The organism is Acinetobacter sp. FB (genome assembly GCF_056033405.1).
Genome location: NZ_CM148502.1, coordinates 1,262,278 through 1,274,850 on the forward strand (window position 1 = coordinate 1,262,278; position 12,573 = coordinate 1,274,850).

The following is a 12,573-nucleotide window of genomic DNA, read 5'->3' on the forward strand; positions in this document are numbered from 1 at the left end:
CACTTGTTGGCTTTGCTCTGATCTAAGGGTCTCGGTGAGTCAAAAGAAATGGTCTGTTGTGGTATTGATCTGCGAGTGTTAACACTCTGCTTTCCTCATTTTGAGAGTGATCAATTGCGATAACAGCTTAAGCCTTTCTTACTAAATAGGAGCATCGACCATGCGCGCCGATATTCACCCTAAATACGAAAAATTAGTTGCTACTTGCTCATGCGGTAACGTAATCGAAACTCGTTCTGCACTTGGTAAAGAAACTCTTTATCTTGACGTATGTTCAGCTTGCCACCCATTCTATACTGGTAAACAAAAGAATGTAGATACTGGTGGTCGTATCGACAAATTCAAACAACGTTTCTCTGGTATGTCACGTTCTATCAAACGTTAATATCGAGAAAACAAAAAACGGGCGATATGCCCGTTTTTTATGCTTTAGTTTTATTAAAGTATTTTGAAATCGATTGTGTACAAAACCTTATTGGTCTTGTACGTCAGTTAAACGATCAAGTTTCTTCTGAAAGTAGTTACCTTGTAAGAAGCGGGCTTCGACATTCCATGCATTCGCAAACAAACTCATATCATTAAGTTCGGTGAGTACAATCTCAACTTGCTTTTGAGCAATAAAATGAAGAATTTTCTCTTGTAGAATTGCCATTTCTTTTTCAGATCCTAGCATTTTCGCCAATTTGCGATGGAAGCTTAAATACTGCGTGTCGATCTGTTGAAGAATTGAGTCACTATAAAGAGAATCACCAAAGTTACGAATAGAGATCTCAGCACCGTGTTGACGAAGTGATGCAATCAGAGGTTGAGCCTGTGATAAATTTTGCTGAAGAGCTTGCTCTGAGAATTGCAGAATTAATGGATGAGCTTGTTTGCTTCCAATAATTGTTAATAATTTAGCAACCAATTCAGATAATTTTCTGTCATTCAATAAAATATGATGGTTCAGATTAATAATTAATTTAGCTTTTGGATATTGGGTAATGAAGTTATGCAATTGCTTACAGGCTTCTACTAATACCCAACGGTCTAACTGAGCCGATAATTCATGATCATCTTTTAGATCACTAAGATCCATCAAGTCTAACCATTGATTATTATGAATAATACCGCCAGATACTTCATAGGTATGAGTGAATTGATCTTGTTTATCATAAAGCTGCTGGTATTTTAGATGTATATCACCCTTATCTAATTTGTTTCTGAGCTCTTGTAAAAGATTGACTTCCATCGATATTGAAATTTTATCAGTTGTCAGGCTAATATCACTGTCAATGGATGCATTTTTCAATAGTGGTAGTGCATGCGTAAATGCTTGGGAAATGATTTTCTCAAAATTAGCATCATCTAATATTTGTTGGTCTAGTTCTTGATAACCCAGTTTTAAATGTAATGGGAAAGTGTGGTTTTCAGTGACCAATAATTGAGGTTTTTGTAAACTATTCAAACCTATAAGCAAAGAGTTTAAAACTGTTTTTGATTCAGCTTGAATAAGCCCAACATACAAAGCCGTTTCTATTTGATAAATTGGAACATTGACTTGTTCTTTAATGAAATTTGCAATATTTGAAAAATAAGCTTTAGTTCCACGCCAGTCAGTTTGAAAAACTTCGTTTGGACAATTATTCAGGCTAAATAAGATTAGCGCATTTGCATTCGCTGGGTGATTTGCTAAATTGCGATTAATTTGTTGCAGTGCTGAAGTGATACCAGAGGCTTTTTCAGTTTGTACTGAAGTAGTCGTGGCAGTTGCTGCTGAAACAACAGTTGATGATGATTCACATTCAATATTCAGTTGTATTTCATCATCATTACCAGAGGGTAAGAACTCAACATGTAAAGGATTATTCTTAACCATTGGATTTTGGGTGCGAATTTCAAAGCGTGCTTGTTCGAATAAGCCTTGGGAAATTCTTTTAAAGCTTAATTTAAACTGGCCTAAATCTTCAGGTTGTAAAATATCAAGTATTGGTAAGCCAATGACGTCGTCTTCGCTGTCGAAACCAAATAGGTGAGCATATTCAGCATTCGCCTTGATATGAATACCTTCTTGTAGAATTGCAACTGCTTTATGTGTTTCAGCAACAAGTGATTGGGCTTGTGTTTGAGCTGCCTCTAATTCGGTAAGTAAACGGTGCTCTGCTTGTACTAAACGACTGAATGAAAGTGATCTAATAATACTGATATAAAATTCTTCTGGCGCCTTTAAGTTCACAACATCATAAATACCTTTATGAATGTAATTTTGATATAGCGCTGAATTATAGTCATCTGGCTCAAGCAGTAGAATGGGTAAACTTGGTTGTGCTGATGCATGAATAAGAGAAAGTGTTTGTTCGATTTTTAGATCGTAAGCACGTCCAAAAATTACAATGTCCCAAGGCAAATTCAGTTGTTTTTCAAAAGTTTTTAAGTCATCAAGTAAAATAGCCTGTACTTGATGTTCTTGCTGCGCAAAAAGCTCTAAAACTTGATTATACCTTAATTGGTTATCATCAATAATGAGTAAGCGCGTTTCAGTTCGTTTCAACTTTTTAGAGAGTAAAGAATTTCTCACTTCAATGCTTCCCATAAATCTTGGTCATTTGTATCCATATTTTTTTGCGCAATAAATTTATTAAGAACGGGTTGTTCTTCTTCATTAAGTAGTTCAAAGTCGAATTGAACAAAACTTTGGGTAATTAGTTGTGCAGTCAACAGATACACTTTTACTTCCTCTTTCCCTAATCTCAAATAAACAGCTTGCTGTTCGCGAAAAATTTGCGAGCCTGGCAAAATTATTGTTGTTTTAGTTTCATCTAAATTTTGATTTTTTAAAATAAGCGCAGGGTGATAATTACTAATATGACGATCTGCTTGTACACGAACTGCACAAGGGAAAATTTCTTGCGCTAAAACCTCTAAGCCTAATTCTAAACTTTTTTCACTTGATTGCTTTAACCAACGAATTACACCGCCGCGCCAATGTCCATGAGAGGTTTCTTTTACAAGAATATATTCACCTGTTCTTAGATTTTTTGGTGCTTCGGCTGACCATTTAATTCGATAACCATTGACACTAATATCTAAAATATCTGCTTGATAAATTGCTTTATTTTCTCGGCTTAAACGCTGAATTGAGGATTCTTGATTTCCAGAAGAATCTTTTTTATCCCAAGTCGATAGAAATTTTGATTCACTTTGTAGTCCATACCCGTGTTCTAAGAGTAATGTTTCACCAAAGTTTTTTGCTTTGGATAAATAGAAATGGGCAGTTAAAAGTCCAAAACAAATATGTAGTTGAGCTGAATATTCATAGCGTTCATGGCGACGTTCCGCCGTAGATCCTAAAATCGTCTGAACGTGGAATTTTAGAGCGGGTGTGAGGTAAATTTTTTCATTCTTAGAAATATATTCAGCATTTTTATGTAATGTTGCTGTCACATGATCAAGTAAACCGTTTGTACTAATAAAGATATTAGGATTAAATCCTGAACTTTGTTTTTTGTTATATATTGGCGGATGATCTTTAGTTGTATCAACAACGTATTTAGTTAAATCAGTCTCTTTCGATAAGAGTTGTAGCATTTTGGCCCAGTCAAAACTGCATTGAAACAGAGCTTGAATTTCTGTTTGACGAATTTGATTGGTATTAAAAATATCCATCAAAATTAATTGAGCATAAGCCTGAGCAATATTATTCAGGCTATTTGGCTTAGTTTGCGCCTGTTCGATAGTCACGTGATGATACTTATGTGTCACTGCTGCATCGTACAATTGATGTGCAATGAGCCACTGTCCTGCAACAGGTTCACTATATAACATGTGTTGTTGATAAAGGAGCTGCGTAAGCTGTTGTAATGCTTGGAAGGTTGCAAGTGTTCTAGCAGTATGTAAATTTTTCTTTTGGTTCAATGCAAAAATAGAAAATTTTTGATTTTCCAATTGTTCGCTACTGCGACGAACAATATTGATATAAATAGCCGCAAAATAGCAGCGTAACAGCATCGCCAGTTCAATAATGTGCTCATTACGATCTGAACTGATTACACCCTGATTAAAAAAGTTTTTCTCTAGGCTACCTAAAATATTTTCAATCGTTGGATGTAAGGTCTGAATGAGATCAAAGCGTAATGTTTCTGAACAATCTAATTCACAAAGCTCTAATAAGGCTGCAAACAATGCTTTTGAAGTATCACCCAACTGCATAATTGAGAGGGTTGAAATCCATTCTGTTAAACTTTTTGCGTTTGCATCACAAAAACTGAGTTTATCCCGTCTTAAAACAGTGGGAATTTGAAAAATATCCGAAAATGCATTATTCATCATTGTAATCAATCTCAGAACGTTTGAACCCCAAAAAGCGGTGTTTTATTTTTTTCGCCCGCAATTTCCCTGACGAGTTTTGGAACTAAATATCCAGGTAAACTCGCTAATACATCACTGTATATATGATCTATCTCTGAAGATCTTAAGTCAAAATGTTGAGCACCTTTTACTTTATCCAATACATGTAAGTAATAGGGCATAACCCTCGCTTCAAATAATCGATAACTTAGATCAGTTAAAGCTGTTGCAGAGTCATTCACACCTTTAAGTAAAACTGCCTGATTTAACACAGTAATATGATGTAATGATAACTGTAATAACTTTGAACACGTGAAATCATCAAGTTCTGAAGCATGATTTGAGTGTATCACTACTACAATGCGTAGCCTACTGTTTTTTAAAATAGAAATAAGCTCTTCATTGATACGATTGGGAATAACAACAGGAACTCGTGAATGGATTCTCAATATTTTGAGTTGAGGTAAAGATTCTAATCGCTCTATCCAAAGTGCTATTTTTCGATTAGATAAAGTTAAAGGATCGCCCCCACTGAGAATGATTTCATTGATGGCAGGGTTGTCCTCAATATATTGTTTTATATTTAGCCAATCATCATTTTTTGGTAAATTTTCTTGATATGGGAAATGGCGGCGGAAACAATAACGACAGTGAATTGCGCATGCGCCTGTTAAGGTCAGTAAAAAGCGAGATTGGTATTTGTGTAAGACACCAGCCATTTGATTGGCTGCTTCCTCACCTAATGGGTCAGTAACAAATTCAGGATGTTCTTCAAGTTCAAGATGGTGTGGTAAAATCTGTAATAGCAAAGGATCAAATGGATCCCCAATACGCATTTTTCCGACGAATGCACGTGGAACGCGTAATTTAAACTGTTCAGAGGCAAGTATTGCCCCTGATAATAATTGCTTGGTCGATAATTCAAGCAGATTTAACAGCTCTAAAGGATCAGTAATTAGATCACTGAGTTGTGATTGCCAGTTTTGCTCTTGATGTAAATAGTTTATCATGCCATACGTTAAAATAGTGATAGCCTAAGCTGTGCGCGTAGTCTAGCACTAATAGATTTGAGTTTTAAGTTTGGAGTGAGCCTTTCATGGCCTATTATTCTACAAATGATTTTAAAGCAGGCCTTAAGGTTATGCTTGATGGCAACCCATGTTCAATCATGGAAAATGAATATGTAAAACCAGGTAAAGGTCAAGCATTTAACCGTGTGAAATTACGTAACCTTCGCTCAGGTAAAGTATTAGAAAAAACTTTCAAATCAGGTGACTCTTTAGAAGCGGCTGATATTGTTGAAGTTGAAATGGATTACCTTTACAACGATGGTGAAATGTGGAATTTCATGGATCCTGTATCTTTCGAGCAAATCGCTGCTGACAAAACAGCAATGGGCGATGCTGCGAAATGGTTAAAAGATGATTCTAATGAAAAATGTACGATCATGTTGTTCAATGGTGTACCTTTAAACGTTAATCCACCAAACTTTGTAGTTTTGAAAATCGTTGAGACTGATCCAGGTGTACGTGGTGATACTTCTGGCGGTGGCGGTAAGCCAGCGAAACTTGAAACAGGTGCAGTAGTACGTGTTCCATTATTTGTTCAGCAAGAAGAAAGTGTTCGTGTTGATACGCGTACAGGTGATTACCTAGAGCGCGCATAATCGTAAAATGAGTAGCAATACTACGTAAGCTATACGATTATCGAAGGGATGATTAAACAATCATCCCTTTTTTTATGCCAAAGTATTAGATAAATCATTTTTAATAACAGATAGACTTACAAAGATATTTCTTCTAAAGAAAATATAGAAAGGGAAATCCAAAACTACAGCTTATGTATTTGAGAGGTTCTGAATGGAGACAGTACAAGCAAAGTCGACGCTATCCTCAAAAATTCTGTGGAGTTTAGTTGCCATCATTGGTGCAATTTCATTTGGAATTTTGGCGGTAAGTCGTGGAGAGCATGTTAATGCAGTTTGGCTCGTTCTTGCCGCGGTTTGTGTTTATAGCATTGCATATCGGTTCTACAGTTTATTTATTGCAACAAAAGTCTTTGAATTAAATCCTAAACGCTTAACACCAGCACATCGTTTGAATGATGGTCTGGATTATGTGCCCACTAATAAATACGTTTTATTTGGACATCACTTTGCTGCTATTGCAGGTGCAGGGCCTTTGGTTGGTCCAATTCTCGCAGCGCAAATGGGTTACTTACCAGGCACCATCTGGCTTTTGGTCGGTGTGGTGATTGCAGGCGCGGTACAAGATTTTCTGGTGCTATTTATCTCAACTCGGCGTGATGGTCGCTCTTTGGGTGAAATGGCAAAGCAGGAGTTAGGTACTTTCGCAGGTGTTATCGTGATGTTGGGTACGCTCGGTGTCATGATTATTATTCTTGCGGTACTTGCATTGGTTGTCGTAAAAGCTTTGGCGCATAGTCCGTGGGGGGTGTTTAGTATCGCAGCAACCATCCCAATTGCATTATTCATGGGCATATACATGCGTTATCTACGCCCAGGGAAAATTGCTGAGGTTTCGATCATTGGTTTTGTGCTAATGATGGCGGCGATTGTTTTTGGTGGTGATGTAGCAAAAGACCCTTACTGGGGGCAATTGTTCACCTTAACTGGAACTCAACTGACTTGGGCACTCATCATTTATGGCTTTATTGCGTCAGTATTGCCTGTGTGGTTATTGTTAGCGCCTCGTGACTATCTATCAACCTTCCTTAAAATTGGTGTAATTGCTGGTCTGGCGATTGGAATTATCTTTGCAATGCCTGAACTCAAAATGCCTGCGGTGACTCATTTTGTCGATGGTACAGGTCCTGTATTTGCAGGTAGCTTATTTCCATTTCTATTTATTACCATTGCTTGTGGGGCGATTTCTGGTTTCCATGCCTTGGTATCTTCAGGGACAACACCAAAGTTGGTTGATAATGAAGTCAACATTCGTATGATCGGTTATGGTGGCATGTTGATGGAATCATTTGTCGGTATTATGGCAATGATCTGCGCAACCGTACTTGATCCGGGAATTTATTTTGCGATTAATGCGCCTGCTGCCGTCTTAGGTACAAATGTTGATACTGCGGCGGAAGCGGTAAGAAATCTTGGTTTTGTGGTTAGTCCTGAAATGCTTACTGTACTAGCACAAGAAGTAGGCGAAAGTTCAATCCTTTCTCGTACTGGTGGAGCGCCAACTTTTGCGATTGGTATGGCTCATATCATTTCGGAAATTTTCAATAGTCGTGCAATGATGGCATTTTGGTATCACTTTGCCATTTTATTTGAAGCATTATTCATTTTGACTGCAGTGGATGCAGGAACACGCGCTTGTCGCTTCATGGTACAGGATACCGTCGGGATTGTTGTGCCTGCAGTAAAACAATCTGGTTCTTTTTTTGGAAATCTAGTCGGAACTTTTGTTGCAGTTGCAGGGTGGGGCTTCTTCGTGTATCAAGGCGTAGTCGACCCTCTTGGTGGTATTAATTCTTTATGGCCATTATTTGGAATTGGAAATCAAATTCTTGCTTCAATGGCATTGATCTTGGGCACGGTTATTTTATTCAAGATGAAGAAAGAGAAGTATGTTTGGGTAACGATTGTTCCAACGATTTTTCTATTTATTACTTCCATGACAGCGGGTTGGCAAAAGATTTTTCACGAAAACCCGAAGATTGGCTTCCTTGCTCAAGCGAATCGTTTCTCTGATGCAATTGCACGTGGAGATGTTCTTGCACCTGCGAAGTCAGTTGCTGAAATGCAGACGATTGTGTTGTCGAATCAGATTAATGCAGTACTTTGTGGATTCTTTATGATTGTTGCAATTGTTATGATTATTGCCTCAATTGGAATTATTCGTCGTGCTTTACAAAGCCCTGTCCCAACAGTAAATGAAGCACCTGCTGTATTTACTGAAACTGCAATGACAGCAGAAACAGTGAGGGGAAAGTCGTGATGGATTTTAAAATTGCTCGGCAAGGAAGTGCTGTGATTGTGAAGATTATTAAATTCACAATCATGTCGCAAAAACACTTGCTTTTATCTCCGAAGAATTGGTCTCGTATTGCAACTTTATGGCAAAACTTGCAAAAAAGTTTTCGTTTGATGGTGGGTGTGCCTGATTATGAAAACTACGTAAAGCATATGCAAGCGCACCATCCAGATTTAACGCCAATGGATGCTAAGACTTTTTATCGTCATTGTATCGATGCGCGTTATCCATCATCAGGTGGGAATTTGAAAAAATGTCCTTGCTAGAAGTCATTTGATTTCTTTGAAAAAAAACTAAAACAGTGTATGTTGAATCATGCACTGTTTTAGTTTGGGGATTGCGTTATGTGGGGCATGGAAAAAGCTTCTATTCAAGAAAAACAACAAAAAAATCAAGAAGTAGAGCAAAATATTAAAAATTTTACTCAGAAAATCGAACGTTTTTTGGTTGAAGTGAATCAACTTATTTTAGATAAACCACAACAAACTAAATTAGCGCTGACCTGTTTATTGGCAGGTGGCCATGTATTGTTTGAAGATTTACCGGGATTGGGTAAAACGACTCTAGCCAGTGCCTTAGCTCGTCTAGCAGGGCTGCATTTTCAGCGGATTCAATTTACCAATGACATGTTGGCGAGTGATGTCATTGGGATCAATATTTTTAATCAAAAAGAACATTTGTTTGAGTTTAAAAAAGGTCCAATTTTTACTCAGATATTGTTGGCAGATGAGATCAATCGTTGTAGTCCAAAAACACAGAGTGCATTACTTGAAGCTATGGAAGAAGGTGCGGTCACTGTTGATGGAACACATTATGACTTACCGCAACCATTTTGGGTCTTAGCAACGCAGAATCCACTATTTCAAAGTGGAACTTATGCTTTGCCTGAGTCACAACTTGACCGTTTCTTGATGCGTTTGTCGCTTGGTTATCCATCTCGCCAAGCTGAAAAACTACTGTTACAGCAAAGCTCACGTCAGGTTTTAATTCATCAATTAGAAGCGGTATTTACGCAAGTTGATATTTTGCAATTACGTGAATTGGCAAAACAGGTTTTTTTAAGCGATGCTGTGCTCAATTATATTTTAGATTTGGCTGCTGAAACACGTAAACAACGTCATGGCTTATCTACACGTGGAGTATTGGCATTAAAAGCTGCTGCACAAGCTTATGCACTGGTTGAAGGTCGTAGCTTTGTAACCACTGATGATGTGCAAACCGTTTTTGTTGCCGTGGTTGCTCATCGTTTAAGTTTAGGCGAAATAGAGGTAAAACAAATTTTGCAATCGGTTGATGTCTTATAGTTGAGATTGGCTTATGCAAAGGATTCAGCAGTGGATTGCGAAACGCTTTCAGGTTAATGGGACTAAAACCCTGTTACAGAAAGATGTTTTGGTTTTTATTTATAAGCAAGGATTTCTATATCTCGTTCTGATTCTAATTACTTTTATTGCAGGGATTAACTATGCAAATAATTTGATTTTAGGTTTTTGTTTTCTAATCAGTGCAATTTTATGTATCAGTTTTTACCTCACATTCAAGCAATTGCATGTTTTACAAATTGATCTGATTGCAGCTGAAGTTGGGCAAGTCGATCAGCCTTTAATTTTAAAACTTCGCTTTAATCAGCCATCGGTAATGACCCGATATTTACGTATTCATTGGCTGCAACAAGAACAATTAATTTATTTAGATCAGCAACAACAGACCTTCGAACTGGCTTTTTTTCCGCAGCAGCGTGGTTTATTTGACTTTGGTGCAATGAAAATTTATTCGACCTATCCTTTAGGTTTGGTGCGAGCGTGGACTTATTTATATCCAAAACAAAAAGTGTGGATTGCACCTAAAGCGTATGATTGGCAAAAAGAACATAAAAATCAGCCAACCAATGCGAACGATAGTTTAGATGAATTTAAGGAGCTTAGGGCCTTTCAACAAGGTGATTCTTATCAAAATGTAGCATGGAAGCAAGTTGCTCGAGGACAGGGCTTTTTTATCAAAATGTTTGAAGCTCAAGCCAATCATCAACATTTAGAAATTGATTATCAAAAAATTCCTGCGCAAAGTCATGAGGAAAAATTAAGCTTTATGATGGGATTAATTGAGCAATGTGAACAACTTGGTGATGATTATGCATTGATACTGCCGCATGCAAGATTAGAAAGTGGCCAGGGGCAGATACAGCTTCTTCAAGCAAAACTTCTACTTGCACAGGCCTAAGATCATGACCAAACAAATCTATTTTTGCATTTTAGCTGTATTGGCATTTGTATTAATTGGGCAAGTGGCTTTTATTCCTGTGACATTGAGCGGGTTGTGGGGCGTTATTTGGCTTACATTGGTATGGCGATATAGAAAACAAAAAATTTCACCATTTCCACGCTTATTTTTAGTTTTTTTCTCTTTATTATCTTTAGGTCTTATTTATTTAAATTATCAAACTTTACTGGGAGTAGAAGCGGGAGTTGCTTTTTTAAGTACGTGTTTATTTGCGAAAAGTTTGGAAGCCAAGAATACCCGTGATTTACTGATCGTATTTAATTTTGCTTTATTTGTTAGTGCGAGTTTATTGTTACATAGTCAGGCATTTTGGATGGCTGCCATTGTTTTTTCAGCATTTGTGATGTGCTTGACAGGATTATATCGGATTCAAATCGGTCTATTTAACCATCATCAATTATCCTCAAATCAGTTAAAAAATGATGTTCAACAAATTCTAAAATTTGTCGGAATTGCGACTCCATTCTTTATTATATTATTTATTTTCTTTCCTCGCTTGCCACCACTTTGGATGATTCCAATTCAAGGTAATCATGCGACTACTGGTATTACTGATCAGATGTCACCAGGAGATATTGCGCAATTATCACAGTCTTCAGCTTTAGCTTTTCGTATTATAGCAGACATGAAGCAGTTACCAAATAGACAAGAGTTGTATTGGCGTGCTCTTGTGTTGGACGAATATGACGGTAAAACTTGGACCAGTAGTTTTTATAATCAACAAATTAAAGAAGAAAATGTAAATTCGAGCAGAGTAGCTTATCAATATTTAGCTGCTGATGAGCAAGCAAACTGGATTATGGGGTTGGAATACTCGATTCCACAAGAACGTTATTTACAATTGTATCAAGATAATAGTATACGACCATCAAAGTTGATTAAACGTAATCAACCCATACAAATGTTTTGGTTAGGACGAACATCAATACCATCTAGTTTGCTATCGCCACGTCAAATTGAACTTAATACTCAATTTGATCATGATCGTGATCAGAAAGCCCAAAAATTGGCCAATCAGCTGTTTGAACAAGGTAACAAACAACCAGAAAAATATATTCAACTTGTCTTGAATTGGTATAGAGAGAATAATTTTGTTTATACATTAGTACCAGGATTACTAGGTGGAGATCATATAGATCAATTTCTATTTACTAGTCGTAAGGGCTTTTGTGAACATTATGCTTCTAGTTTCGTGATGCTGATGCGCTATGCAGGGATCCCTGCCAGAGTTGTAACTGGTTATCAGGGAGGGCAATTTGCACTAGATGGAGAAAGCTGGGAGGTACGCCAACTTGATGCACATGCATGGAGTGAGGTGTATCTAGATGGGAAATGGAAAAGGATCGATCCTACAGCAATTATCGCTCCGCAACGGATTGACACAGGAATGCAAGATTATCTAACCCAAGATCAAACAATTTGGGGAGATGCACAAACTCAAGCATGGCGCTTACAGCAATTTAAATTTTTGAAAAATATGCGTGTTTGGAGTGACTATTTAAGTTATCAATGGCAGTCCAAAGTTGTTGGTTATGATGCAGATAAACAAAAAAATTGGTTGTCTCGCTTGGGGCTAGATTCTAGTTATAGCTTGGCGTTTGGATTAATTATAGCTATTGGTACGATTTTGTTTTTTTATATTGGTATTTATTGGTGGAAGAATCTAAATCAAAAAGAGAATTATGAAAAAGCAGTATTATCATTCCAAAAGAAATTGCCTACAACATTACATAAGCAACCAGCAGAAACATTTAAAGTGTGGATTCAACGCTTATCTAATCAAGTAGATGATCCTCATGCATTTGGTCAAGTTACTGTGCTGTATGAAAAAATTGTATTCATGGAGCAAAATAATAGTTCTAATATAAAAGAGTTTAAAATATTGCTTAAAGACTGCACGATTGCACTCAAGCAATCTCAAAAAAACTTGTGAAGCTGATTAAAAATGAATATCATGCTCTCATTC

The 12,573-nt window shown here is 37.1% G+C and carries 10 protein-coding genes; 7 read left to right on the plus strand and 3 right to left on the minus strand.

Annotation, left to right across the window (positions count from 1 at the left end; all coding sequences use genetic code 11):
- Nucleotides 1-160 precede the first annotated feature (160 nt).
- Nucleotides 161-385 (plus strand): 50S ribosomal protein L31, encoded by a 225-nt coding sequence (gene rpmE / locus AC0JIQ_RS05855; RefSeq protein ID WP_004662919.1) that lies wholly within the window; start codon nt 161-163, stop codon nt 383-385.
- Nucleotides 386-472: 87 nt separating this feature from the next.
- Here the strand turns inward: rpmE and AC0JIQ_RS05860 are convergent, their stop codons facing one another.
- The 3 genes from AC0JIQ_RS05860 to epmB are packed head-to-tail and all read right to left on the minus strand — an operon-like array spanning nt 473 to nt 5,336.
- A complete protein-coding gene (locus tag AC0JIQ_RS05860) occupies nt 473-2,572 on the minus strand; it encodes an EAL domain-containing protein (RefSeq protein ID WP_474202920.1) in 2,100 nt (699 codons plus the stop codon).
- A complete protein-coding gene (locus AC0JIQ_RS05865; protein WP_474202921.1) occupies nt 2,554-4,308 on the minus strand; it encodes a GTPase in 1,755 nt (584 codons plus the stop codon). Before AC0JIQ_RS05865 ends, AC0JIQ_RS05860 begins: the two co-directional genes overlap by 19 nt.
- Before the next feature lie 11 nt (nt 4,309-4,319).
- Entirely contained in the window at nt 4,320-5,336 is a 1,017-nt protein-coding gene (gene epmB, locus AC0JIQ_RS05870) for an EF-P beta-lysylation protein EpmB (protein WP_474202922.1), read from the minus strand.
- A gap of 86 nt (nt 5,337-5,422) precedes the next feature.
- On the opposite strand from epmB, the gene efp reads away from it, so the two are divergent.
- The 6 genes from efp (at nt 5,423) to AC0JIQ_RS05900 (ending at nt 12,540) form a co-directional block, all read left to right on the plus strand.
- Nucleotides 5,423-5,992, plus strand: a complete 570-nt coding sequence (gene efp / locus AC0JIQ_RS05875) for an elongation factor P (protein WP_004662912.1) — start codon at nt 5,423-5,425, stop codon at nt 5,990-5,992.
- Between the two features lie 193 nt (nt 5,993-6,185).
- Nucleotides 6,186-8,291, plus strand: coding sequence for a carbon starvation CstA family protein (locus tag AC0JIQ_RS05880; RefSeq protein ID WP_474202923.1), 2,106 nt, complete (start codon nt 6,186-6,188; stop codon nt 8,289-8,291).
- The gene (locus AC0JIQ_RS05885) at nt 8,288-8,593 is read left to right on the plus strand and encodes a YbdD/YjiX family protein (RefSeq protein WP_171062417.1); all 306 of its coding nucleotides are present in this window, start codon (nt 8,288-8,290) and stop codon (nt 8,591-8,593) included. Before AC0JIQ_RS05880 ends, AC0JIQ_RS05885 begins: the two co-directional genes overlap by 4 nt.
- 78 nt (nt 8,594-8,671) lie before the next feature.
- On the plus strand, nt 8,672-9,631 hold the full coding sequence (locus AC0JIQ_RS05890; protein WP_046738809.1) for an AAA family ATPase: 960 nt from the start codon (nt 8,672-8,674) through the stop codon (nt 9,629-9,631).
- Between the two features lie 13 nt (nt 9,632-9,644).
- Nucleotides 9,645-10,547 (plus strand): DUF58 domain-containing protein, encoded by a 903-nt coding sequence (locus AC0JIQ_RS05895; RefSeq protein ID WP_474202924.1) that lies wholly within the window; start codon nt 9,645-9,647, stop codon nt 10,545-10,547.
- 4 nt (nt 10,548-10,551) lie between these two features.
- Nucleotides 10,552-12,540, plus strand: coding sequence for a transglutaminase TgpA family protein (locus AC0JIQ_RS05900; RefSeq protein ID WP_474202925.1), 1,989 nt, complete (start codon nt 10,552-10,554; stop codon nt 12,538-12,540).
- The last annotated feature ends 33 nt before the right edge of the window (nt 12,541-12,573 follow it).